Source organism: Clostridium sp. D43t1_170807_H7, assembly GCF_015555905.1.
Classification (GTDB): domain Bacteria; phylum Bacillota; class Clostridia; order Clostridiales; family Clostridiaceae; genus Clostridium.
In genome coordinates, this window is the sequence record NZ_JADNLK010000030.1 from 1 (window position 1) to 26,341 (window position 26,341).

The 26,341-nt window shown below is 27.8% G+C and carries 21 protein-coding genes; 1 reads left to right on the forward strand and 20 read right to left on the reverse strand.

Annotated features, from left to right (window positions below; translation table 11 throughout):
• Window positions 1-945 precede the first annotated feature (945 nt).
• From I2E98_RS13930 to I2E98_RS13995, 14 genes are all read right to left on the reverse strand, one after another.
• Window positions 946-2,385 carry a DEAD/DEAH box helicase gene (locus I2E98_RS13930; protein WP_279324988.1) on the reverse strand — a complete coding sequence of 480 codons (1,440 nt, stop codon included), beginning with the start codon at window positions 2,383-2,385 and terminating at the stop codon, window positions 946-948.
• A 185-nt stretch (window positions 2,386-2,570) separates the two neighbouring features.
• Window positions 2,571-3,248, reverse strand: a complete 678-nt coding sequence (locus I2E98_RS13935) for an NAD(P)/FAD-dependent oxidoreductase (RefSeq protein ID WP_195469496.1) — start codon at window positions 3,246-3,248, stop codon at window positions 2,571-2,573.
• Window positions 3,249-3,471: 223 nt separating this feature from the next.
• Window positions 3,472-4,296 (reverse strand): hypothetical protein, encoded by an 825-nt coding sequence (locus I2E98_RS13940; protein WP_195469497.1) that lies wholly within the window; start codon window positions 4,294-4,296, stop codon window positions 3,472-3,474.
• Window positions 4,297-4,376: 80 nt separating this feature from the next.
• Window positions 4,377-6,041 carry a ribonuclease J gene (locus I2E98_RS13945; RefSeq protein WP_195469515.1) on the reverse strand — a complete coding sequence of 555 codons (1,665 nt, stop codon included), beginning with the start codon at window positions 6,039-6,041 and terminating at the stop codon, window positions 4,377-4,379.
• Window positions 6,042-6,337: 296 nt separating this feature from the next.
• Window positions 6,338-7,657, reverse strand: a complete 1,320-nt coding sequence (locus I2E98_RS13950; RefSeq protein ID WP_195469498.1) for a LysM peptidoglycan-binding domain-containing protein — start codon at window positions 7,655-7,657, stop codon at window positions 6,338-6,340.
• Between the two features lie 155 nt (window positions 7,658-7,812).
• On the reverse strand, window positions 7,813-9,315 hold the full coding sequence (locus tag I2E98_RS13955; RefSeq protein WP_195469499.1) for a DUF1846 domain-containing protein: 1,503 nt from the start codon (window positions 9,313-9,315) through the stop codon (window positions 7,813-7,815).
• A gap of 270 nt (window positions 9,316-9,585) precedes the next feature.
• The gene (locus tag I2E98_RS13960; RefSeq protein WP_195469500.1) at window positions 9,586-10,653 is read right to left on the reverse strand and encodes an ABC transporter permease; all 1,068 of its coding nucleotides are present in this window, start codon (window positions 10,651-10,653) and stop codon (window positions 9,586-9,588) included.
• Entirely contained in the window at window positions 10,644-11,738 is a 1,095-nt protein-coding gene (locus tag I2E98_RS13965) for an ABC transporter permease (protein ID WP_195469501.1), read from the reverse strand. The genes I2E98_RS13960 and I2E98_RS13965 overlap by 10 nt, the downstream gene beginning before the upstream one ends.
• A 12-nt stretch (window positions 11,739-11,750) precedes the next feature.
• Complete coding sequence (locus I2E98_RS13970) at window positions 11,751-12,686, reverse strand: ABC transporter ATP-binding protein (protein ID WP_195469502.1); 936 nt, start codon at window positions 12,684-12,686, stop codon at window positions 11,751-11,753.
• Between the two features lie 86 nt (window positions 12,687-12,772).
• Window positions 12,773-13,411, reverse strand: a complete 639-nt coding sequence (locus tag I2E98_RS13975) for a response regulator transcription factor (protein WP_195469503.1) — start codon at window positions 13,409-13,411, stop codon at window positions 12,773-12,775.
• Between the two features lie 2 nt (window positions 13,412-13,413).
• The gene (locus tag I2E98_RS13980) at window positions 13,414-14,454 is read right to left on the reverse strand and encodes a sensor histidine kinase (protein ID WP_243251181.1); all 1,041 of its coding nucleotides are present in this window, start codon (window positions 14,452-14,454) and stop codon (window positions 13,414-13,416) included.
• 289 nt (window positions 14,455-14,743) lie between these two features.
• The gene (locus tag I2E98_RS13985) at window positions 14,744-16,078 is read right to left on the reverse strand and encodes a CoA-disulfide reductase (RefSeq protein WP_195469505.1); all 1,335 of its coding nucleotides are present in this window, start codon (window positions 16,076-16,078) and stop codon (window positions 14,744-14,746) included.
• A 176-nt stretch (window positions 16,079-16,254) separates the two neighbouring features.
• Complete coding sequence (locus tag I2E98_RS13990) at window positions 16,255-16,962, reverse strand: hypothetical protein (protein ID WP_195469506.1); 708 nt, start codon at window positions 16,960-16,962, stop codon at window positions 16,255-16,257.
• 82 nt (window positions 16,963-17,044) lie between these two features.
• Complete coding sequence (locus I2E98_RS13995; protein ID WP_195469507.1) at window positions 17,045-17,725, reverse strand: DUF554 domain-containing protein; 681 nt, start codon at window positions 17,723-17,725, stop codon at window positions 17,045-17,047.
• A 116-nt stretch (window positions 17,726-17,841) separates the two neighbouring features.
• On the opposite strand from I2E98_RS13995, the gene zupT reads away from it, so the two are divergent.
• A complete protein-coding gene (gene zupT / locus I2E98_RS14000; RefSeq protein ID WP_195469508.1) occupies window positions 17,842-18,621 on the forward strand; it encodes a zinc transporter ZupT in 780 nt (259 codons plus the stop codon).
• 243 nt (window positions 18,622-18,864) lie between these two features.
• Here the strand turns inward: zupT and I2E98_RS14005 are convergent, their stop codons facing one another.
• The 6 genes from I2E98_RS14005 to thrS form a co-directional block, all read right to left on the reverse strand.
• Complete coding sequence (locus I2E98_RS14005) at window positions 18,865-19,725, reverse strand: Cof-type HAD-IIB family hydrolase (protein ID WP_195469509.1); 861 nt, start codon at window positions 19,723-19,725, stop codon at window positions 18,865-18,867.
• 81 nt (window positions 19,726-19,806) lie between these two features.
• A complete protein-coding gene (locus tag I2E98_RS14010) occupies window positions 19,807-19,956 on the reverse strand; it encodes a hypothetical protein (protein WP_195469510.1) in 150 nt (49 codons plus the stop codon).
• 111 nt (window positions 19,957-20,067) lie between these two features.
• The gene (locus tag I2E98_RS14015; RefSeq protein WP_195469511.1) at window positions 20,068-20,778 is read right to left on the reverse strand and encodes a hypothetical protein; all 711 of its coding nucleotides are present in this window, start codon (window positions 20,776-20,778) and stop codon (window positions 20,068-20,070) included.
• A gap of 220 nt (window positions 20,779-20,998) precedes the next feature.
• Window positions 20,999-23,506 (reverse strand): SBBP repeat-containing protein, encoded by a 2,508-nt coding sequence (locus tag I2E98_RS14020; RefSeq protein ID WP_195469512.1) that lies wholly within the window; start codon window positions 23,504-23,506, stop codon window positions 20,999-21,001.
• Window positions 23,507-23,659: 153 nt separating this feature from the next.
• Window positions 23,660-24,109: a hypothetical protein gene (locus tag I2E98_RS14025; RefSeq protein ID WP_195469513.1), complete on the reverse strand. Its 450-nt coding sequence runs from the start codon at window positions 24,107-24,109 to the stop codon at window positions 23,660-23,662.
• A 216-nt stretch (window positions 24,110-24,325) separates the two neighbouring features.
• Window positions 24,326-26,230, reverse strand: coding sequence for a threonine--tRNA ligase (thrS, locus tag I2E98_RS14030; protein ID WP_195469514.1), 1,905 nt, complete (start codon window positions 26,228-26,230; stop codon window positions 24,326-24,328).
• Window positions 26,231-26,341 lie beyond the last annotated feature (111 nt).

The following is a 26,341-nucleotide window of genomic DNA, read 5'->3' on the forward strand; positions in this document are numbered from 1 at the left end:
TATCTCATCTTTTATGTTACTTACCCTTCTAGCTTGTTGTAATAATTCATTACGACTAAGCTTTATATCTCCCATAAAGACCCCTTTATTCTTAAATACTATTAGTTTATGAAATTTTATGTCATTTATATATTTGCATTTATTAAAAATTTTACCATATAATTAAAATGTAAATCAATTTTTACAATTTACATATATTTAAAATCTACATCTTTTCCTTTTTAATTTTTCATATTATTAAATCAAATACTATTACGCTTAGTATCTCTTTATTTTTATATAACAAAGTGGCCATCGCCACTCCCACTTCGTGGTATCAATTTTATAATTTTAAATCTTGAAATTCATTGGTATCAATAGCTTTACGACTTCAAAACTTTTATACTTTCCTGTCCATAAATAAAAAGGAGAAAAACTTATAGTTTCTCTCCTCCCACAAATAGAATATTTGGTTTCAGGCACTACCCTTGCTTTTCAATAGTTCTCTTTAATTATATGAATTTTAAAACTAAAAAAACAATATTTTTTATATAATTTTTATTTATTTTTTCAATATATCAGCTGAAAAATTATTAATTAGAAATACTTTAACTTTGATAAAATACATTTAATTTAAAGATATAACTATCATATCAAAAAAGTTTGTAGCACAAAACATTAACTTTATAGGTATTTCTCCTTTAAATTGCAGACCTAGGCTTTAAATCTAGTGATAGAGAAAAATTAATGATATAACTGGAAGAAAGTATTATATAATAAGCTTTAGAATTTAATTATTATTGTAATAAAATTAGCGTTAAGAAGTTGAGGTAAGCGATAGCGAACTTCGAAGCTTTAGCTGATTTTATGGAGATAATAATATAAATTCTTAGCGAAATTATATTACTTACTGGAAGTTATATCATTAATTTTCGGCATCACGACATTAACGCTTTAGTTCTCAATTTATTTTCTAGCTTTCTCAACTCTAAGCTTTTTGCCTTTTATAGTTGAGTTTTTAAGTCCCTCAATTACTTTATTGCCTTTACCATTTAGTATATCTATGTACGAAACAGTATCTTGTACGTCTATTATACCAATATCCTCTGCAGTTATTCCTTCTATTCTAGATATTGCTCCTACGAAATCTCCTGCTCTTAGCTTTTTCTTTTTACCCCCATTAAGATATATCTTAGTTATGTTTTTATTTATAACTTTAGCCTTTTCTTTTTTAACCTTTGGTCTTGATTTTAAAGCTTTTATTGCTTCGTCTCTTTTTTCCTTACTTACTTCAGCAATTTCTCCTGCAACTGGAATTTTAAAGCCTATGTACTCTTGTATCATATCTAAAAGCCTATCTTCATACTGATTAACAAAAGAAATGGCTTTTCCTTTTGCCCCTGCTCTACCTGTTCTTCCTATACGATGAACATAAGCCTCTTTTTCAACTGGTAAATCATAATTAATTACGTGAGTAATTCCCTCTACGTCAATTCCTCTTGCTGCAACATCTGTAGCAACTAATATTTTAAAATTACCTTTTTTAAACTTATCCATAACTTCAATTCTATCTTTTTGAAGCATTCCACCATGAATTTTATTTACAGAGTAGCCTTTTTTATTTAAATTTTCAAAAACTTTATCAACATTTTCTTTTGTTTTACAGAAAATAACTGCCGTTTCTGGAACTTCACTTATTAAAAGCTTGCTTAAATTGTCTAATTTATAAAACTCATCAAATCTATATAATTCATGATTTATGTTATCTGTTATTAACTTTTGAGCTTTAATTTCAATATTAGTAGGATTATTCATATACACCTTACATAATCCTAATATTTCTTCTGGAATAGTTGCAGAAAATAACATTGTTTGTCTATTCTTATTTAAGGTATTTATTATATCTCTCACTTGATCTATAAAGCCCATATTAAGCATTTCATCAGCTTCATCTATTACTAAATATTTTATATTTGAAATGTCTAGTGTTCCTCTATCAATATGATCAAATACTCTACCTGGCGTTCCAACTACAACATGAGTTTTTTGTTTTAACTCTCTTGATTGCTCAGAAAATGGTTGTTTTCCAAATACCGCAACAGCTCTTATTCTTTTAAATCTGCCTATATTACTTAATTCCTCTTTAACTTGAATGGCCAGCTCTCTAGTTGGTGTTAAAATTAAAACTTGTGGTTTACTATCTTCCCAAAATATCTTTTCACATAATGGTATTCCAAATGCTGCAGTCTTTCCACTTCCTGTTTGTGATTTAACTACAACATCCTTTCCACTTAATATTTCAGGTATAACCTTACTTTGAACATCAGAAGGCTTACTATAACCTATACCATCTAATGCTTTCATTATCTCATCACACAATTTATATTTCTTAAATGTATTATCCAATATATTTCCCTCATTTTTATTAAATTTATTATTGTTCATTTAATTAGTATAACCTATATTTATGTTAAGTAAATAACTTTTCATTATTAAAACTTTAAAGATATTCATATAAAATAAAAAAGCAAAAGGCAAATCAAATTATTAATCATAATTCGATTTTTTTCCTTTTGCTATTTTTATTTATTTTAAGCTTTTAAGAATTCTTCAATATTTAATAATTTCTTAAACTCATCTAGTCCAATTCTATCTATATAATTTCCTAATCTTTCTCTTCCTTGACCATTTTCAGCATAGATATCTATTACTTTTTCAACAACATCAAAAATTCTTTCATCTGGAATGTTCATAGCTATTCTATCCCCTAATCTAGGAATAACTCCACCTCTTCCTCCAACATAAAGAATCCATCCTTTTGGTCCACCTATTAATCCAATATCTCTAGTATGGCTATCAGCACAGCTATTTGGACATCCACTAACTCCTATTTTTAATTTATTAGGAAGATTTCTTCCATGGAATGCTCCATCTAATTTTGATCCTATAGCTACTGAATCTTGTAAACCTCTCTTACAGAAAGTAGTTCCTGGACATATCTTTACACTTCTTACACATAGTCCTATAGCAGCTCCTGGCTTCATCCCTAAATCAGCCCATGCCTTATCAATATCCTCTTCCTTTAACCCAACAATAGCAATTCTTTGAGCCCCAGTTACCTTTACAGCTGATGCATTATACTTTTCTGCAACATCTGCAATATCTCTAAGTTGCTTTGGAGTTATAAGTCCGCCTGTTAAATGTGGGGCTATCGCATATGTTTCCATATCTCTTTGTATTACAGCTCCTTTATCTAATAAGTCTTTCATAGAAATTCTCCTCTCAAATAAATATACTTATATTTTTTACTTCAAAACTTTATTTATGTATTATACATATTATAAGCTTTTTTCTTTATATTATTTTTATATCACCTATTTCATAATAAAGCTATATAAATTTTTACTATATAGCTTTATACCACCATAAACCTTCCTTATATCAATAAAACTACCTATAATATTTCCATTATAGGTAGTTTTATTAATTATTTTATTTATATTCAACTTTTACCATTTCATTTAATATATAAGCTAATTTGCTACTTTTTATTTCAATAATATTTTCTTTTATTTCAAATCTAACTGTTTCAATGCTATCCACAATTGAATTAATGGCATTCCTAAATTGAACAATATTAAGTCCTGTAGCTTCTTTTCTTCCATATCCAATATCATATTTATGAATATTAGCATCATCTTTTTTATCAAAAATATTAAGTACACCACTTCTATCTGCTGCTAATATATTTTTACCATTCTTATCTTTGTCATCACTTTCAATTGCATATACCAACTTTTTATGGAATTTCATCATAGTAAATAATATCATTAGCTCATATTGATTCTTTTCTAAAAAGTTTTCTTCTCCCTTATTAACTAAATAAGTATTTAATAAATCATATGGTACCATAACCATAGTGCATTTACCTTCATCTATAGAAAATTGATAGACTCCATTAAATATTCCAAACTTTATAACTTTGATTAAATCTTCACCTTGAAGCTTTCTTATATATTCAGTTCCCTCTTTTATAATTCCAAAGTGTTTTACAAAATTTTGTGCAAATTCTTTTTCAGAGAAAAACCACATGCATGGTAATTTTTTATGGTTTAATGCACATAATGGTTTAGCTTTATTTTCCTTAACCTCATCAACGGTTGCACTTCTCGAAGCTATTACATAAACCTCATCCAAGTTTAAAAATTTATTTAAAACCTCTTCATATTTTTTTCTAAAGCCTTTAACATCACTTCTTGGAGTTTTTAAAAATTCTTGCATCAAATCTTGATATCTTTTAGCTGTTACTGTATTCATATTTTTCCCCTTTTCTCCCTTTTTAAATGTTTACATATAAATTATACAACATTTATCTACTTATTTTCAACGCATTATATTTAAGTTTCCATAATAATTGGAATTATTGTAGGACGTCTTTTTGTAGTTTCATAAATATAATTTTCTACAGTCTTTTTAATATTCCCTTTCAATACATACCACTCGATAACACCCATACTTAAACATTTCTCTAATTCATTTACTGACAATTCTTTTACTTTATTTATAAGTTCCTCAGACTCTTTAACATATACAAATCCTCTTGTAATTACATCTGGTCCTGAAACAATACTTAAAGTATCTCTTTCTATAGTAACAACAATAGTTAACATTCCATCTTGAGCTAAGTGTCTTCTATCACGCAATACAATATTCCCAACATCTCCAACACCTAAACCATCAACAAATATTGCTCCTGTTCTAACTCTGCCATCTTTTCTACAATTATCTTTTGTAAGTTCCAATACATCTCCTGTTTCTAATATAAATATATTATTTTTTTTCATACCTAAATTCTCTGCCAAATCACCATGATGCTTTAAATGTCTATACTCTCCATGAACAGGCATAAAATATTTAGGATTAACTAATGTATGTATAAGCTTTAGCTCTTCTTGATAGGCATGACCTGATACATGCACGTCCTCTAAATCCTCATATATTACATCAGCTCCTTTCCTAAATAATTGATTTATAACTCGTGATATTAACTTATCATTTCCTGGTATTGGTGATGCTGAAATTATAAAAGTATCATTAGGCTCTATAGTTATTTTTCTATGATTTGAAAAAGCTATTCTAGCTAATGATGCCATAGGTTCTCCTTGGCTTCCTGTTGTTATTAATGTTATTTTATCATTTTCATAATTTTTCAAATAATCAATACTCATAACTTCACTATTTGGTATATGTAAATACCCTAACTCCATGGCAACTTTAGATATATTCTCCATGCTTCTTCCATTAAAAATAACTTTTCTATTATTTTTAAAAGATGCATCGGCTATTTGCTGCATTCTATGTATGTTAGATGCAAAAGTAGCAACTATAACCCTTCCCTTAGCTTTTCCAATAATTCTATCTAATGTTAATCCAATACTTTTTTCTGATAATGAATTACCTTGTCTTTCAACATTAGTACTATCAGCCATTAATAAGGCAACTCCCTCTTTACCTAAATTAGATATTCTTTGCAAATCCATTTTTTCTCCATCTATAGGTGTATAGTCAATTTTAAAATCACCTGTATGAAGTATTATTCCTACTGGTGTAAATATAGCTAAACTACATGAATCCGCAATACTATGAGTATTTCTTATAAATTCTACTTTAAGTTTCTTAAATGAAATCATATTTCCTGGCTCAACATTATTTAACTTAGCCTCTGCTAAAATATTATGTTCTTCAAGTTTTGTCTTAACAATTCCGATAGTTAATTTGGTTCCATAAATAGGTACATTAATTTCCTTTAATACATAAGGCAATGCCCCTATGTGATCCTCGTGTCCATGTGTCAAAAAAATCCCTTTTATCTTTTCCACATTATTTTTTAAATAAGTTATATCTGGAATTATCAAATCAACACCATACATTTCTTCATCAGGGAATGCTACTCCACAATCAATAATAACAATTTCATTATCACACTCTATAGCTGTAATATTTTTTCCAATTTCGCCCAATCCACCAAGAGGTATTATTCTAACTTTCTCTTCACTCATCAAAACAATTCCTTTCATAAATATCTAATCTGTCTATATTTATTATTCCTAGACATATTATTAGTTATTCTATAAATTCTAAGTAATACTCTTATTTTAATAACCATTAATTTCATATATTATTTATAAAAATATTTTTATTTTTGTAATTGCAAAAATATAATATAACTAAGGATAAAATAAGCCTTCAAACTTATTTTATCCTTCTTAATTTTTACTTTAACAGATTCTTAATTCATTTAAACTATCTAAGCTAAGTTTAAATCTTAATTTTTTAATTTATTTTTGTTTAACAATAACTAAACTTTTAAAACTTGTCCTGGATATATTAAATTTGGATTTGAAATATCATTTAATGCAACTAAATTAGAAACTGTAGTTCCAAATCTTAATGCTATTCCACTTAAAGTATCACCAGATTTAACTACATAAGTTGCAGTAGAATCTCCTCTTTGTGCCGATACTCCTGATGAACTAATTTTTAGTATTTGTCCTACATATATTAAATTTGGATTTACTATTCCATTTATTCTAGCTAAATATTGTACTGTAGTTCCAAATCTTGCCGCTATTCCACTTAAAGTATCTCCTGATTGTACTACATAAGTTGTTTGATATTGCTTAGATGATGCTCCACTTTTAACCGAATTAGAAACTGGAAGTTTTAATACTTCTCCAATATATATCAAATTAGGATTTGATATATCATTTAATTGAGCTAACTCTTGTACAGTTGTACCAAATCTCGCTGCTATTCCACTTAAAGTATCTCCTGATTGTACAACATAGGTAGTACTGAAATTATTATTTCCTCTTTGAACTTTATTATCTCCATATATCTTTAATACTTGACCTACATAGATTAAATTAGGATTTGTTATATTATTTAATTGAGCCAATGCTTGAACTGTAGTTCCAAACCTTGCTGCTATTCCACTTAAAGTATTTCCTGCTTGAACTACATAATATTTGATAGCACCATTTTCTGACTCTTGCTTTCTAGTTCCCGGAATACTTACTTTACTATTTAGTAATATCCCACTATTAAAGGTATCTAAATCACAATTTCCACTTACACCTGGTATATATCCTGTATCTGAATATTGCCATCCAGCATAACTGCTTCCCCATATTGAATTACTTTCTGGAGAACTAGTTCCATACTCTGCTATCCATAATGGATATTTCTCTAATCCATATCCTGGCTCAATATTATTATTTGCAAAACTTGCATAAGTGTATAAAGCAACATTTAATCCACTATTTATTTCAACAGCTTCTAAAAATTCATTTGCAAGCATAGATAGTTCTGCAGATCCATAACTACCTGCCTCTTCTAAATCTAATACTAATCTACAGTCACTTGTCATTCCACTTATAGCATTAGTAAAATATTTTGCCTGCTCTGATGCTGAAACTGATGGACTAAAAAAATGATAAAACCCTATTAATAATCCACTACTAGATGCACCATCATAAAATTCTTGAAGGTATGGATCTGTATAAAAATTTCCTTCTGTTGCTTCAATATAAACTATTTGTACTCCACTATTCTTTACTTCTGAGAAATCTACACTTCCTTGCCAATTACTAATATCTATACCTTTATAAGTTGTCATCCACATTTACTCCTTTTCATAATATTTTGCATATACTTTATTACTATTCATCTATAAAAAGAATAGTGATTACTTTTTATTAATCATAAAATTACATAAAAAATAAGAGATTATTACATTTACTATTGTAATAATCTCTTTACTTTATCTATTTATTAATTATTGTAGAAAAGACTTTCTGAAGCATATTCTGCATCACATGTTACGTCTATTCCAAGCTTTCTTAATGTTTGTTCATCACTTGTTGGTAATATTGTAGTTGAATGAGCTTGACAATTCTTAAGCATTGCTAACTTTTCCATTGCAACTTGAGCTATCGGATTAGTTGCTGCTGAAATACTTAATGCAATTAAAACTTCTTCACAATTTAATGATACTTTTTGATTTGATAAAGTTTTAAATTTTAAATCTAAAATAGGTTCTAAAATAACTGGTGAAATTAAATGTATATCATCTGCTATATTAGCTAAGTGCTTTACTGAATTTAATAATGCTGCCGCTGATGCATCTAAAAGTTCTGAACCTTTTCCTGTAAGAATACTTCCATCATTTAATTCTATTGCAACTGCTGTGCAAATATTATTATTTTCTTCCTTTAATTTAGCTGCACGCTCTCTTGCCGGTATAACAACCTTTCTATCTTCTGGCTTTAAGTTAACTTGTTCCATTATAAGTTTTGCATGCTCAAATGTTTCTTTATCAACATAACCTTTTTTATATTCACAACCTGTTTTAAAGTATCTTCTTATTATCTCTTGTCTTGAAGCTTCTTTAACCACTTCATCATCAACTATACCAAACCCAACTCTATTAACTCCCATATCTGTTGGTGATTTATAAACTGATTCTTTTCCTGTAATCTTTTCTATGATTCTCTTAAGTACTGGGAATGTTTCTAAATCTCTATTATAGTTAACTGCAGTTTCTCCATAAGCATCTAAATGGAAGTAGTCTATCATGTTAACATCTTTTAAATCAACTGTTGCAGCTTCATAAGCTATATTTAATGGATGTTTTAATGGAACGTTCCATACTGGGAATGTTTCAAACTTAGAATATCCAGCAACATTTCCTCTTTTATTTTCATGATATAATTGACTTAAACATGTAGCAAGCTTACCACTTCCTGGTCCTGGTGCAGTAACAACTACTATTGGTTTACTTGTTTCAATATATGGATTCTTTCCATATCCTTCTTCACTAACAATAGTATCAACATCTGTTGGATATCCCTTAGTAGCTCTATGCTTATAAACCTTTATTCCACGTCTTTCTAATTTATTTATGAAAACAGTTGTTGAAGGTTGATCATTATATCTAGTTATTACAACTGAATTAACTTCTAGATCATAACTTCTTAAATCATCAATAAGTCTTAAAACATCCATATCGTAAGTGATTCCGAAGTCGCCTCTTATTTTATTTCTTTCTATATCTCCTGCATACACACAAATAACTACTTCTACATTTTCTCTTAATTTATGTAATAATTTAATTTTTGCATTTTCATCAAATCCAGGTAAAACTCTTTTTGCATGTAAATCAAATAAAAGTTTTCCACCAAACTCTAGATATAGTTTGTCGTAGTTATTAACTCTTTCTAATATGTATTTTGATTGCTCCTCTAAATATTTTTCATGATCAAATCCTATTTTCATATTTCCACTCCTAATTTTATAGTTTTTTTTTAGTATGAATATTTTCTACGTAAAAACATTCATACTATTGCAACTATTAATAATAAACTTTAAACTTTATTATTATTTAGGCACAAAATCTATAATATTATTACATAAAATTTTAATAAAGTAAATCATTAAATACGAAATTAATTTCATTAATAGGTTTTATAATTCGCCAAATAGAAATTAAGCGGTATGAATCCGATAAATACTTTTACTCATACCGCTTAATTTGTATTTTTATTTTTAATCCTTAACAAAATCCCTTAATTTAAAACTTCCAGCTGTAAAAAATACTGCTGACATTAAAATTATAACTATTGTAGGGACTAAAGCATTCCCTGTTTCAATAATTTTTAATAACCAAGTAAATGGTGATACTAAAGATATCTTATTTACTATCTCTGGAACATTCTCAAATTCTGCGAATTTTGATGATAGCATAGCCACTCCAAATGTTATTAATCCAATAGAAATATTTAATATGCTTGCCAATTTCTCATTTTTAACCCATCTTGTTACTGCTACAATTATTGAAGTAGAAATTAAACTGCCTAAAAATATTACTAAAGCTCCTTGAATTATATTACTATTTGGAATATCAATCAAAAACTGTAATATTATAAAAGCTAAACTGCATAAACCCCCTTGAATTATAAATGATGAAACAAATAAGCTTCCTAAAATAGCAAAGTCTGTATTACTTGTTGCAATAGTTCTTTTTAATACATTTTGACTTTTTAATTTTAATATTTCTTCAACAATTATAGCTCCACCTAATAACATACAATAACAAATCATAATTATAGTCATCTCATAATTGTTTTTATCTACAAAATCTTTATCATCTATTACTGCTACTATTGAATTTGTACTTAGTCCACTACTTATATCTTCTTCTATAATTTTAGATATATAATCATTAATTATATTAACTGCCATTATTGAGCCATTTGTAGACTCTGTTTGATAGGATTTTATATTTGGAGCTAATCCTTCATTTAACTTTTCTTCGAAATTATCTTCAATAACATAAATAGCTCCTAACTTTTTCTCTCTAAGTAAATTAAATTGAGTTTCAACTTCTCCTTGTAAAACCTCAACATAATATTTTTCACTTAATTTTTCGATTAACTCCACTGAATACTCCGATTTACTATTATCAATAATACCTATATCACCAGATATTCCAGCAAATCCGCCACTATTAATTGCCAATATTATTACAATAGGCATAATTAATGTAAGTAATAAAGTCAGAGGATTTTTCATTTGTCTTTTAATATTAATCATAACTAATCGTACTAAGCGCATATTTCTTTCCTCCAATTAAATCCTTCTTTTATAATTGCTAGTGAATATATTGTAAATGAAATCCCTAATATAAGTAATATCCACTTTCCACATCCTTCTAAGTTTCCATTTAAATTATATAGCGAAAATGCATTATTTAAATAATGAGTTGGAGTAATTAATGAAATTTTATTTCCTTCTCCAGTAAATAACTCCCCAGAAATAAGTGGTAAACCATACATTATAAGTCCAACCATATTTCCATATTTAGCACCAAATAATGTTAATATAGTTTTTACTATTGAAACCACTAATATTGTTGCTGTAATTACTAATATAATAAGTTGTATTAAACTTCCTCTAAAACTTAAATCTGATATTCTAAAAAACATAACATAACTAAAAATTATTATAAACGAATATATTAATAATGTTGCCGTATCATAAAATAGATATTGTAGTTTAGTTATCGGCGTTGAGAAAATCTTTTTATTCAAATTACTATTTACTTCAGAGTACCCAGTTCTAAGTATCGATACTATAAGTAACATTATTACAAATCCAATCATTGATGCTGATATTGTTTCATAAGCATTATTAGTTTCTAAAATATCAATTATTTCATTTTCTATAATATTAGAAGTATCCAGCTTATTTAAACTCTCTAAATCCCCACCTGATAATGATACATATAGGCTTTGATGATATTTATCTAATATCACTTTAAATGTATCAACTGCAAATTCTCTTTCTTCAGTTTGTTTACTTATAATTATGTTATCCTTATTTAATGATAAGACATTAGCTCCATACCCTTTTTCTATTATTAGCTCAACTTCTGGCTTTTTATCTACTATGCTTACTATATCCTTCATATTATCACTCTTTAAAAATTGCTCTAACTCCTTAGATATATCACTATTATCTTCATCTACAATTTGAATCTTTAGTAACTTCATTTTTAAAGGATTATCGTGTAACATGTCTTGCATATATGCCATAAAAAAAGCAAAAAGTATAGGAAGAAGTATAAAATTTAATATTGTTAGTAATAAATTTGAAAACATACTCTTAAGAGTAGTCTTTATATAATATAAACCTCTCATATTCTACCCCTCCTAATCTCTTAAATTCTTTCCCGTTAATGATAAGAATACATCTTCAAGCTTAGGTTCCTCATAACTGATTTTTTTAATATCAATATTGTTTTTCTCTAATAAAGAAAGTACTTTTGCAAGTTTAAATTCTGAATTAATAGTTAATGAAACTTCTTCATTTTTATCTGTAACCTTCATAATTCCTTTAATATCCTTTAGTTCCATAATAGTTTTTGCATTTATATTTTGAGTTTCTATTAAAACTTTGTTATTAGAAAATACAGATGATTTAATATCTCCTTTTTCTCCATAAGATATCTCCTTACCTAAGTCCATTATAAATACACGCTTACAAAGTTCCTCAACCTCTTCCATATAGTGTGATGTATAAACAATTGTAGTACCCCACTCCTTACATATATTTTTTATAAAAGAAAATATATGATTTCTTGATTGTGGATCCACCCCAACTGTAGGTTCATCTAGTATTAAAACTTTTGGATGATGCATTATTGCAACCGCAATGTTTAACCTTCTCTTCATTCCACCAGAAAACTTTTTAACTTTTTGTTTTTTTGTTTTTTCTAAACCGGTAACTTTAAGTGACTCTTTTATTCTTTCCTTTAAGACTTTCCCTTTAAGTCCATATAGTGCACCGAAAAACTCTAAATTATCATAAGCATTAAGATCCTCAATTAAGGCTAAATCTTGTGGTACATACCCTATACATTCTTTTGCCTTTATAGGTTCTTTCAAAATATCATACCCACATATCTTAATAGTTCCACTATCAGGTATAAGTAAAGTTGTCATAATATTAATTAAAGTAGATTTACCTGCACCATTTGGTCCTATAAATCCAAATATTTCACCCTCATTTACTTCATAACTAACATTATCTAAAACTAATTTATCATTAAATCTTTTTGTTATATTTTTTACTTCTATAATACTCATAAAAAATACCCCCTTAGCTTATCTTAATACTATAGTACGATAATCCTAGGGGGATAACTATTCCTTAAGGTCATTTCATAAATGACTTAAGTCACTATTCCATTTTTAAATGCAAAAATCGCAATTTGTGTCCTATCTCTAAGTTCTAATTTTGAAAGTATGTTAGTAATATTATTTTTTACTGTTCCTTCAGATAAAAATATTTCTTCTGATATCTCCTTATTTGTTAAACCATTAGCTATAAATTCGATTATTTTTATTTCCTTTTCTGAAAGTCCAAACTTATCTATATCTTTTTTATTGCATATGCTATTGTCCATCATTTTAGTTGCTACCTCTGGATGAACCACCATATTCCCCTTATATGCTGTTTTTATTCCTTCATAAATTACATCATGAGAACTATCCTTAAGCATATATCCAAAAGCCCCATACTTCATAGCATCTTGAATATATTCTTTATCTTTGAAAGTTGTTAAAATTATTACCTTTATTCTCGAAAATTGCTCTTTAATAAGCCTTGTTCCCATAACTCCATCACATTCCTTCATTCTTATATCCATAAGAACAACATCAACTTCATTACCTTTACAAAACTCTAAAGCTTTATACCCATTTTCAGCTGTTCCAACAACATCTATATCTTCAAAAATAGATAGCATTATTTTTAAGCCTTCTCTTATTAACTTTTCATCATCTACAATCAATAATTTTATTTTATCCATTACTAAATTTCCTTCTCTCTAGGTACTATTACCTTAATGAAGAATCCCCTTCCTTTTTCTGATTTAATATCAACTATTCCATTTAACTCTTCTGTACGTTCTCTTATACTTTTAAGTCCTACTCCGCTTTCACTTATAATATCAGTACCTACTCCATTATCATTAAAGGAAATTATAAATTCACTATCTGTAAAATTCATAATTACTTTTATTAAAGTTGCTTTACCATGTTTTAATGAGTTAGATAATACCTCTTGTGTTATTCTATATAAATGACTAGCTTGCTTAGTTGATAAACCCCATTCGCCTTTAGCTATTATTGTTTTAACTTCAATTCCAGACATTTTCTCAAAAGTTTTACATACTTCTTGTAATCTTAAAACCCCCTGATAATTATCATATTCATCTGGTTTAAGCTCTCTTACAGCTCTTTTAACATCTTGAAAACTTTCATTTATAAACTCTCTTAAATTATTAGCCATACTATTTAATGAACTGCCCTCTTTATTTGCAATTGCTTGCATTGCAGATAATTGAATCATTGCTGTTGACAAAGCATGTCCAACGCTATCATGAATTTCTCTTGATATTCTATTTCTTTCCTTTAGCAATGTAATTTCTTCTATAGAATTAGCATACATTTCAAGTTCTTTATTAGCTGCTATAAGTTTTTCCTCTGAAATTCTTAACTTATCATAAAGACTTTGTGCCTCTGACTTTGTATTATATAATCTTGAAATATAACTTAACAAAATAAATAAAACACTAATCAAAATAAAATATATAATTCTATCTTCCATTTTTTCATTAAATATGGGATTACTGATTATTAATAAAATCATTATTCTTAATATGTACTTACTAACTTTATTTTCTAATGCGAATATATCAAAAGATACTCCTATAAGATAAAAAATAATAATTCCACCAAACTTTAATTGTGCAAATGATACCACTAATAACTCTAATATAATTGAACTAACTTTCATACTATCTTTATTTAAATAAAACATCCTTAAATGATTATTTATAATGAAAATCAAAATAAATACTATACTCCCTATACCTTTGTTCTCGTATTCTATAAATAATTGAAATATTAATATAAAAAATGATATGTACCTTATTAATAACAATTCTTTACTTCTAACCATAATATTTTCTAACTCTCCTAATTCACCCTTTACACAAATTTCCTTTATGTAGCTATTATAGATTATGAAATACTTACTGTAAAGATAAAAAGTGACAAGCCTATTGCTTGCCAGTAGAATAAAACACCTCCGGGGTCAATCCAATATTTGGATTGACCCCGGAGGTCCTTACATTTTTTTACTTCGCTACATTACCTGCTACGTTTAATACATCCCAAGTTCTTGAGAATGGTGGTGAATAACAAAGATCTAACATTCCTAATTGATCTGTTGTCATCTTAGCATAAATACATGCCGCTAAAACATTACATCTTTGAACAGCATCTTTATAACCTGCTACTTGCCCTCCATATATAACTTTAGTATGTGCATCATAAATAAGTTTAACATAAATTCTTTCTCTTCCTGGATAATAGCTAGTTTGATTCATGTCAGTTATGAATTTAGTCTTATAATCAAATCCTAAATCCTTAACCTCCTTTTCTGATAATCCAGTTCTAGCTGCTTCCATATTCATAACCTTGATACAACTTGATGCCATAGATCCTTGGAATGAATTATTTTGTCCAGCTAGATTTTCTCCAACTATTCTTCCAAGCTTATTTGCACCTGTTGCAAGAGGAACATATGCTTCTTTACCTGTAATTAAGTTATTTATAGTTGCACAATCTCCTGCAGAATATACATCTTCTACTGATGTTCTTCCATAACTATCAATTACTATTGCTCCATTTCTAAGCATCTTTATTTCATCAGATTTTAAGAAATCAGTATTTGGTTTTACACCTGTTGCAAGTATAACTATATCTGCCTCAAATTCTCTTTTATCAGTTCTAACCTTAGAAACTTTTCCATCTCCTATAAGTTCAAGTACAGTCTCTCCTAATAAAAGATTAACATCATGTTCTCTAATTTCCGCTTCTAAAATGTCAGTTATATCTTTATCAAATACTTCTTGAAGAACTCTATCTTGTAATTGAACAACAGTAACTTCTTTTCCTCTATTTTTTGCAGCTTCAACGGCTTCAAGTCCAATAAATCCAGCGCCTATAATAGCAACTTTTTTATATTCTTCACTTGCCATTAATTCTCTTAATTTATTACCATCATCCATTGATTTTAATGTAACTACATTTTCTAAATTAATATTTTTAATTGGTGGTATTATTGCTCTAGCGCCACTTGCTATCATTAACTTATCATAGCTTTCTTCTAATATTTCACCTGTAGTAAGATTTTTAACCTTTAATTTTTTACCAGGAAAATCCACATCTATAACTTCATGCTTAGTATGTATTTCTACTCCAGACTCCCTAAACTGTTCCGGAGTTCTCGCTATCATTTCTCTTGAATCCTCAAAGAACCCTCCAACATAATATGGTAGCCCACAAGCTCCAAAAGATACAATATCACCCTTCTCATATACTACAACGTCATCCTTTGGTGAAAGTCTCTTAAACTTAGCCGCAGCACTCATTCCTGCTGCTACACCACCGATGATTATAACTTTCATATAAAACACCATCCTCTTCTATAATTGAAATCTCAATTATTTATAGTTTACTCTTCAGCTTATGTTTTTATAAAATATTTATTAAATAATATCTATTATTATAAATGAAATAAAAAAAAATAATAGTCCTAATTTTAGAACTATTACCTTTATTAATATAAATTTTCTATATTTTATTATTTAACTTCTATTCCACCTAATACTGCCGTATACTTAATTCTAACCTTTGGCCCTGAAATAGCATTTCTATTTATTTTGTGTTCAAATCCACCTAATACAGGAACTCCTGATATTATTTCAACTCTTACATTATCAGGAATAAATATATCTATTCCTCCTAAAACTGCAGTAAGTTCTAAAACTATATCTTCAGTTATTTTAGCATCTCTTAAATCTATTGATAATCCACCTAATATAGCCTCTGCAACTACTCCTTTTAAATCTTCAGTATTATTCTTATAATCTCCTCCACCTAAAATAGCAGTATACCTTGGATATTGTGTTGAATCATACTTATATGATTTACTTTTACTATACTCTTCAGATTTAATACCTTTTTTTGTTCCAGTTCTAAAAAATGATGCAATTATAGATATACCTACAGCAACTAAAACTAATGGGAATATTAACTTCCATATAACACCATCATCTATTATATCCAAAGCATCAAAAAGTAATACTAATCCTATTATTACTAATATACCTGATCCCCAATTAAATCCATATCTAACCATTGATATTAATCCAGGTATAATTAAAAATAAAGTCCACCATCCTGGGAAAAATATATCTATATCCCATATATTAAGTGCATTTCCCCCAAATATAATTCCTACTACAACAAATATTAATCCCCAAATAAGTGCCGAATAATCTTTTTTCATTACTTACCTCCTAAAAACATATAATTACAAATATATTATAGCATCACGTTACATATTTAACCACTTTTTCTATATAATTGAACTAAAATATTTGAAGAATTATAGGTAGAACTATCGCTGGAAGTAAATTTGCTATTTTTATTTTTGTTACACCAAGCATATTAAGAGCAAGTCCAACTATGAGTAATCCTCCAACAGCACTCATATTAGTAATTACAGAAGTACTTAATACTCCTGATAAAAGTCCAGCTCCTAATGTTATAGCTCCTTGATATACAAATACAGTTACTGCAGAAAATATTACACCTATTCCTAATGAAGATGTAAAAATAATAGATGATATCCCATCTAAAATAGACTTAGTAAACAAAGTGTCATGATTTCCCCTTAATCCACTTTCTAATGACCCTACTATAGCCATTGCCCCAACACAAAATAAAAGACTAGAGGTTATAAATCCTTCAGCTATAGATATATTGCTTTCTTTCTTATTCTTAAATTTACCTTCTAAATAATAGCCTAATTTATTTAGCCATTTATCAATATCTATAATTTCTCCAATTAATGCCCCGATAGCTACTGATATTATCATTATTAACGTATCTCCACCATTTAGCGCTCCCGATATTCCTATATATAAAGTACATAATGCAAGGCCATTCATTATTGTTATACTTATTTTTTCTGTTAACCTTCCCTTTACTATAAGTCCAACTAAACATCCAACTATTACTGTTATTGAATTTACTATTGTTCCTAACATATTCTACTCCCCCTCTATCATTTACAATTATACCAATTTTTAATAAAACTTTATATTCTTTTTATTTATCATTAGTCATAAAATAATTATGTAACAATAATATAGAGAGGTTCAGAATGATTGATAAAGCTTCATTATTTCCATTATTACTTTCAACAATTGCAGGATTGTCAACTGTTTTAGGTGCAGTTATTATTTTCTTTAGCAAAACTAGAAATGAAAAGTTTCTTACCTTTTCATTAGGTTTTTCTGCAGGTGTTATGATTACAGTTTCATTTACAGATTTATTTCCTACAGCTCAAGAAGCAATTTCAAAATATCATGGGAAAGTTAATGGCATACTATGGTCAATTTTGTTCTTATTAATAGGAGCATTAATGGCCTACTTAATTGATATATTTATTCCAGAAGAGGAAAAGGGGACTGTTGCTAAATGTAATAATAATTTCGATATTTTTAGAGTTGGTTTAGTATCAACTATAGCTCTTATGATACATAACTTTCCTGAAGGTATTGCGACTTTCGTTTCTGGATATCAGGATACATCATTAGGAATTGCTGTAACTTTAGCTATAGCTCTTCATAATATTCCTGAAGGTATTGCTATTGCTATGCCAATTTATTTTGCAACAAAAAGTAAATACAAAGCCATTAAATATTCTTTTCTGTCTGGAATGGCAGAACCTTTAGGTGCATTAATCGCTTTCTTATGTTTAAAGCCTTTTATTAATGAACTTATACTTGGAATAATTTTTGCTGTAGTTTGTGGAATAATGATTTATATATCATTAGATGAACTTATACCATCCTCTAGAAAATATGGCTATACAAGACTTTCTGTTGCTTCTATATTTTTAGGAATCAGTATAATGCCTATTACTCATTTATTTGTTTAGAAAATTATATTTAAAATAAATTTAACGTATATTTTTCATATTTTTTAATTACCATATTAATATATATTATTTTATTGGAGTGATGATATGATTCTATTAGCAACTATTACTCTCCTTGGAGTTGCATATACCATAATTGAAATTACTTATAATTTTATTAATGATATAACAATTCCCTAAATTCTAAAAAGGAGCTAAGTAATTAATACAGTAGCTCCTTTTTAATTAACTAAAGATAATCTGTTATATTTCTAATGCCTTGTAAATAGCTTTTGCTACTCCATCATTATTATTACTATCAGTAACATACTTTGCAATTTCCTTAATCTCTGGAATTGCATTTTCCATAGCATAAGAGTTTTCAAATTCAGTAAACATAGAGTAGTCATTAAAACTATCTCCAAGTACTATTACTTCACTTTTATCTATTCCCATCTTTTTAATAGTTTTAGCTAATATTAGTCCCTTTTGAGCTTCAATATCACTTATTTCAATATCATTTGAAAAAGTTGATGCTACTGCTAAATCTGATGTGTTCTCTTTTAATTTTTCTTTTAAGCTTGCTATTAATTTTTCATCATTATCGAAAGTAACTATTTTTAATATTTCTACATCACTTTCTAAAATTTCATAAACATCATCTATATTCTTCATTCCTCTTTGTTTATGAAAGTTTTTAACAAACTCTATTACTTCTTCCTCAGTCATCTTAGGATTAAATAATTTAAATCTATCAATAATAGCCTGTTTATCACTTTCTTTATTTGTTATATAAGAACCGTTATTAGTCATTAATTGAATACATAAACCAGCTTCATTTAATATATCAAATACTATTTTTACACTATTCTTATTCATATAGACACTTTCAATTACATTTCCATTTACATCTCTATATTCTGCTCCATTGCTTAAAATACATTCACACTTTAAATTACATTCCTCTAAATATGATTTTACTGCTCCATAATCTCTTCCTGTTACAATTGTAAAATGTCTTCCCATTTCTTGGGCTTTTCTTATAGCCTTTAAATTCTCATCTGATATCATGTGATCATCATTCAATAAAGTTCCATCCATATCACTTGCTATTAGTTTTATCATGATTAATCCCTTCTTCCGTATTCTATTGTATTCATACTTATTATATCAAAATTTCTTTATATTTATCTAAATAATCCTTATTTAAGAAAATCTCCCTAGACCTAATAGATGTGAGAATTTAACGTGTTCACTTAAATATTCGACTCTATAATCATCATTAATAGTTCCATCTTCTGCTGGAATATCTACATCACCTGCGACATTTTCAATTATATTTAATTTGAAGCTCATTATCTCCCTCACCAAATCTAACCTCAGCTCCCATAAAAAATAAATAGATAGTATGAATAACTAATTTATTCATACTATCTATTATAACTTATTATTAAAATATCAATTCATTTATGCAATAATAGCAGATTCACTATCTTCTTTACCATTAACAATAAAATCAACAACTTTTTTACCATATGGTAAAAATAATTGAATGAATGGTCCCGTTGCTAACATTGCAATGATAGTACCTACTCCAACTGTTCCTCCCAAAATGAATCCAATAATTAAAAATGTTGCATCAAAACATATTCTAATCCATCTATATTGAAAATTTAGCTTATCCTTAATTATAAATGGAACAATGTCATTTGGCGCTACACCAATATCGCTTGCTGAAATTATTGAAAATCCTACTGCAATTATAAAACACCCTAACAATACTAATAACATTTTTATAAATATATTAGCTGATTCTACTGGGAAATATGAAACTGCTTTTACTCCTAAATCTATTATTGGCCCTACTCCAACAACACAAATTAATGTACCTATCTTTATTCTTTTCATATCAACTATTAATATACCAATAAATAATACTATTAATATTATCATATTGGCTACACCTGGAGTAACTTCAGCTCTTCCTGAAATCATCTGCACTATTGATAAATCTTTTAATCCTGTTTTATTTAGAACCATTGCTAATCCTTGCGTGAAAACAGTAAATGGATCTGATCCAATGCTTGTCTTTAGGAATAATGCCACTCCAAATTGAATTATACTCATTCCCACAAAAAATAATACTAATCGCTTAATTAAATTAATTGCCTTATTCAATTTTTTTCACCCTTTACTACTATATTTTTTGCCTCAACTCAATACTACATCTTTTATAACATTTACATTAATTTAAAATCACTTTATTATTTTATCTAAAAACTTCTTTTTTGTCAAAAATTTATCAATATTATAAATACTTTTATTTCTGTATTTATAAATAAACTTAGATTAATTAATACCCCCTAAAGTATTATCGGTTCTACTTTAAGGGGTATATTTAAACTAAATATCTATACATTTTATTTTCATATATTGCACTTCTATATCCATATGAATTATCAAAAGTATCTATAACTAAATTACTTGATACCGCTTCATCCTTTATCGAAACCTTAACTGTTATGTTTGCTGAAAGTTTTTCATTAGGTCTAACTTTATCAATTTTCCAAACCAGTTCACTTCCAACTTGATGTATTGATCCCTTTGAAACTTTAATTCCTTTAACTATTAATCCCTTTTGCAATATATCTGTAACTACAACATTTTTTGCAATATCAGGTCCATTATTTATGATATCTATTGTATATTCTGCTTTTTCTGAAACTTCAACAAAAGCTTTATAATTATTTTTTTCTGCTACTAAATTGTATATTCGTGTACTTATCTTAGTTAAAAAGATAGTGTCACCCTCAGCCCTACCTTTAATACCATCAATCTCATCACTTACTATAGAATTGGAATATCCGATAACATATACATTTAAATCATTATCTATATCCATTGCTAATGCAAAATCATTTCCATTATCTCCAAAATAAGCACTATTTAATAAGGCCAATTTCCCACTCTTACTTATATCCATTTTAAGTAAAAAAGAATAAAACTCTTCATTTAAAACAATATCTTTATAATTATAGTTCTCTATAGGTAAATCTTTAGAACTTGTAAATCCAGTTATATAAACATAATTATTACTATCAATCTTTATATCTGAACATACATCAATACCATTTCCCCCTAAATAACTTCCATATATTAGACTTTCATCCCCATACATTTTTGTATCTAGTTTTATTAAAAATCCACTTTCTTTATTGTTGAGCACTTCAAGTTGAAAAGCATCTTTCGTTATAGGTAACTTCTCATTTGAGTTTGTTACACCAGTTATATATGCACATTGATTGGAATCTACTGCTACTGAATATCCTATATCATCACCATTTCCTGTTAAATAACTTGAGTATAATAGGCATTCTTTACCACTTTGATTTAAATCAAATTTGACTAAAAAAGTACTATTTAAAGAACCATAAGCTTTTTTTTCATATCCACTATCAGTAGTTGGAAAATCATTTGATTTAGTAACTCCTGTTATATAAACATAATCATTATGATCTATAGCTACTGAATAAAAGCTATCGCTTATGCTCCCACCAAAGTATGTTCCATATACTAAAGCCTCTTTCCTTTTCAATCTTGTATCTAATTTAATTAGGAATCCACATTTGTTATTTTTATTTTTAACGGTTTTATATGCACTTTCTGTTATTGGAAATCCTCTATTAGATGTAGTATCTCCTACAACATATATATTTTTATTCTTATCTAATGCAATTGAATATATATAATCACTGCCATTTCCCCCCAAATATGTTCCATATACTAAACTATTTATTCCAATTTCCTTTGTATCTACCTTTACTAAAAAGCCTGTTGTTTCACCACCTGGGTAACTAGATAAATATGATTTTTCTATAACTGGAAATCCTGCTGTAGAATTTGTAGTTCCTGCAACATAAACTACTCCACTATAATCCACAGCTATAGAAACTCCTTCATCAACTCTATTTCCACCAAGGTATGCTCCATATTCTAAAGCTGCTTGACCACTTTTTCGTGAATTTATTTTTATTATATAAGCACTATAATCCTTTTCTGAATAAATAGTCTTATATAATCTTTTCTCTGGAAACTTTTGAATACTTGTAACGCCAGTAATATAAATACATTTTTTATTATCTACAGCAATAGAATTTCCTCTATCTACTACTTTAGTTGCCTTAAAAGCTTCAAATAAAAACTGCATCTTTATTTTTAATACCTGATTTAAATCATAATTTACCATATTAAATTTAACCTTAAAATTATCTTCTATTTCAAAGTTACATTCTATTTTTTCTTCACTAATCTCTTGAATTGCTTCTAATCTTAATATTTTCACCGCTTTATCATCAAAGTTAATCACTAAATTTCCCTGTTCATCTATTTCTATTTTATCTGCACCTTCAAAATTTAACTTTATGCAATCAATATTCTTATTAGGTTGTACAATAAATTCTAATTTCATATTAGTTTGATTTCCATAATACAATATATCTATTCCAGGATAAACTTCTTTATATAATAATTTTTCGTATATGGGTATATAACTTTTCCATTCTGATTTATTGTCTCCCTTGAAATAATTTATCTTGCAATTAAATTCATTCTTACCTATTATTTGAGGGATTTTATTAGAATCTTCAAAGTTAATTCTTAATACATTTATCTTATATTCGTTTAAATTATTTAATGTTGAATTTACTATTGAATTACTATCTACCGCTTTTACTTCTTCAATCTTTTCATTACTCCTAAATGCTAAAACTAATTCTGTATCTGTAAAAAATGTTGTACATTCATTTTTATTTAAAATAAATTGTACTTCTTCATCGTGTTGCCCTATATTTCTTTCAAAAATTAATGGTAAGCTACTTAAAACCTTCGATACTTTTAACTTTTCCAACTCTATCATCCCTTTAATACTATTTTTAATATATATTAAAGTATGTTTATATTAATTGAATTATCACTATATTCAATATAATAAGTAAGAGGAGGCTATCTTCAAATTATCCTCCTCTTACTTATTTTTATTTACTATAAAAATAAATCTATTTTACCATCCGCAACTACTATCTTCTTCATGAACACATTCAACATATTTTTTGAAAGCTCTATCTAATTTACTTTGTAAACATTGAGCATTTTCAAGCGCTTTTATTGCTTTATTAAGGTCATTTAATGCTTCTAATAATTGTCTTGTAATTTCCTTTAATATTTCTTCTACATTTCTATTTAATCTTTCACATTCACAACTATTAGCATTTGGAGCATAACAATCTGCATTTTTATCTAGCCATTCTTTTATTGCTATATAACTTTCTAGAGTACTTTGTTGATCCTTTACTGTACATTTTAAATTACAAAATACTTCAATTAATTCTTCTAAGTTCTCATCTAAACTATCACTAACATCCTCATTATTTTCTAAAAAATCTCTTACTAAGCAGTGAAGCTCTCTTAACCTTCTATTAATATTATTGGATCTACTATTTCTACATCCCATACTCTTTTCCTCCGTATAATATATATTTCGTATTGTCATATAAGACATTCTTAATATATACTATGAAATCAAGCTGGAGTTAGTTACTTAATATTTCTTATAATATAGTATCTTTTTCTTTCTCTACAGAATAAATATTTACAATTACTTAAATTTTAGATAAATATAAAAAAAAAGAGCATACTAGCTATAAAAAACTAAATGCTCTCTTCTTATTTAATTTCTATTTTCTATTTCATCCATAATTCTATCAATAAATCTATTTAAATCTACAGCTCCTTCATCACCATTATCCCTACTTCTTACTGAAATAGTTTTATCATTTTCCTCTTTTTCACCCACTACAATCATATAAGGAACTCTTTCATTTCTAGCTTCTCTTATCTTGTAACCTATTTTTTCAGTACGTAAGTCCACTTCAACTCTTACGCCTTTAGATTCCAGATTTTCTTTAACTTCATCAGCATAATCAACAAACTTATCAGAAATAGGTAAAATTTTAACTTGAACTGGTGCAAGCCATGTTGGGAACTTACCTGCAAAATGTTCAATTAATATTCCAATAAATCTTTCAATACTTCCAAAAATAACTCTATGAATAACTATTGGTCTATGCTTTTCATCATCACTTCCAATATAGTCTAATTCAAATCTTTGTGGTAATTGGAAATCTAATTGAATAGTTCCACATTGCCATGTCCTTCCTAAACTGTCTTCAAGATGAAAATCTATTTTGGGTCCATAAAACGCTCCATCACCTTCATTAATTTTATATGGTAAATTCATTTCTTCAAGAGCAGCCTTTAATGAATCCTCTGCCATATTCCAATCTTCATCACTTCCCATTGAATTTTCTGGTCTTGTAGATAGTTCAACACTATATTTAAATCCAAACTTTGAATAAACTATATCAATTAATGAAACAACACCCTTAATTTCTGATTTTATTTGATCTGGTAACATAAATATATGAGCATCATCTTGAGTAAATGCCCTTACTCTCATAAGACCATGTAAAGCCCCTGAAAGTTCATGTCTATGAACTCTTCCAAGCTCTCCAACCCTCATTGGAAAATCTCTATAAGAATGTGTTTCTGCTTTATAAATAATCATTCCACCTGGACAATTCATAGGTTTTAATGCAAACTCTTCATCATCAATCATTGAAGTATACATATTTTCTTTATAATGATCCCAATGACCTGAAGTTTCCCATAACTTTTTATTTAACATTATTGGTGTTTCAACTTCAACATATCCAGCCTTTTGATGTAATTCTCTCCAATAATTAATTAAATTATTTTTTAGAATAACTCCTTTTGGTAAGAAAAATGGGAATCCTGGTCCCTCATCAACAAATGTAAATAACTTTAATTCTTTACCTAATTTTCTATGATCTCTTTTTTTTGCTTCCTCTATATTATTTAAATAGGCCTTTAAAATTTCTTTATTAGCAAATGCTACTCCATAAATTCTTTGTAGCATTTTATTTTTTTCATTACCTCTCCAGTAAGCTCCTGCAACGCTAGTTAATTTAAAATCCTTTATTCCTTTAGTAGATAAAAGATGTGGTCCTCTACAAAGATCTATAAAATCTCCTTGCTTATAAAGAGAAATTGTTTCTCCCTCTGGAAGATCTTTTATAAGTTCTACCTTGTAAACTTCACCTCTTTCCTCCATTAATTTTAAAGCCTCTTTTCTACTTACTACCATTCTCTCTAATGAAATATCTTCTTCTATGATTTTGTTCATTTCTTCCTCTATTTTAACTAAGTCATCATTTTTAAATGGTGTTTCAATATCAAAATCATAATAAAATCCATTTTCTACTGTTGGTCCTATAGCTAGTTTTACATCTTTATAAAGTCTCTTTACAGCTTGAGCCATTACATGTGAGGTAGTGTGTCTCATAACCTCAATTCCAGCTTCATCATCATAGGTTACTATATTCACCTCATCATTATCTTTAATATTATAATCTAAATCAACTAAGGTTCCATTAACTTCACCTACAACTGCAGATTTTCCAAGCTTCTTACTAATTAATTTAGCTAAATCTAGTACACTTGAATTTTCTTCAATTTCTCTTATTGATCCATCTTTTAATTTTACATTAATCATTACACATCTACCTCCTTCGTAGTTATTTTTGATATAAAAAAAGTGGCTTTCGCCACGCTCCCTTCGGGAATTTAATTTATAGTATGCCAAAAAGCATAGAGCTAATAGTAG

What these genes read in the sequence shown, in the direction of transcription:
- I2E98_RS14010 (WP_195469510.1), bottom strand. Translation starts at nt 19,956, where the DNA reads ATGAGCTTCAAATTAAATATAATTGAAAATGTCGCAGGTGATGTAGAT.
- I2E98_RS13995 (WP_195469507.1), bottom strand. Translation starts at nt 17,725, where the DNA reads ATGTTAGGAACAATAGTAAATTCAATAACAGTAATAGTTGGATGTTTA.
- I2E98_RS14025 (WP_195469513.1), bottom strand. Translation starts at nt 24,109, where the DNA reads ATGGGATGTAGAAATAGTAGATCCAATAATATTAATAGAAGGTTAAGA.
- I2E98_RS13985 (WP_195469505.1), bottom strand. Translation starts at nt 16,078, where the DNA reads ATGAAAGTTATAATCATCGGTGGTGTAGCAGCAGGAATGAGTGCTGCG.
- I2E98_RS13950 (WP_195469498.1), bottom strand. Translation starts at nt 7,657, where the DNA reads ATGACAACTTATAAAGGTATAGATATTAGTAATTGGCAAGGAAGTGTA.
- zupT (WP_195469508.1), top strand. Translation starts at nt 17,842, where the DNA reads ATGATTGATAAAGCTTCATTATTTCCATTATTACTTTCAACAATTGCA.
- I2E98_RS13975 (WP_195469503.1), bottom strand. Translation starts at nt 13,411, where the DNA reads ATGGATAAAATAAAATTATTGATTGTAGATGATGAAAAGTTAATAAGA.
- I2E98_RS13990 (WP_195469506.1), bottom strand. Translation starts at nt 16,962, where the DNA reads ATGAAAAAAGATTATTCGGCACTTATTTGGGGATTAATATTTGTTGTA.
- I2E98_RS13935 (WP_195469496.1), bottom strand. Translation starts at nt 3,248, where the DNA reads ATGAAAGACTTATTAGATAAAGGAGCTGTAATACAAAGAGATATGGAA.
- thrS (WP_195469514.1), bottom strand. Translation starts at nt 26,230, where the DNA reads ATGATTAATGTAAAATTAAAAGATGGATCAATAAGAGAAATTGAAGAA.
- I2E98_RS13960 (WP_195469500.1), bottom strand. Translation starts at nt 10,653, where the DNA reads ATGCGCTTAGTACGATTAGTTATGATTAATATTAAAAGACAAATGAAA.
- I2E98_RS13955 (WP_195469499.1), bottom strand. Translation starts at nt 9,315, where the DNA reads ATGAAAATAGGATTTGATCATGAAAAATATTTAGAGGAGCAATCAAAA.
- I2E98_RS13965 (WP_195469501.1), bottom strand. Translation starts at nt 11,738, where the DNA reads ATGAGAGGTTTATATTATATAAAGACTACTCTTAAGAGTATGTTTTCA.
- I2E98_RS13940 (WP_195469497.1), bottom strand. Translation starts at nt 4,296, where the DNA reads ATGAATACAGTAACAGCTAAAAGATATCAAGATTTGATGCAAGAATTT.
- I2E98_RS13970 (WP_195469502.1), bottom strand. Translation starts at nt 12,686, where the DNA reads ATGAGTATTATAGAAGTAAAAAATATAACAAAAAGATTTAATGATAAA.
- I2E98_RS14005 (WP_195469509.1), bottom strand. Translation starts at nt 19,725, where the DNA reads ATGATAAAACTAATAGCAAGTGATATGGATGGAACTTTATTGAATGAT.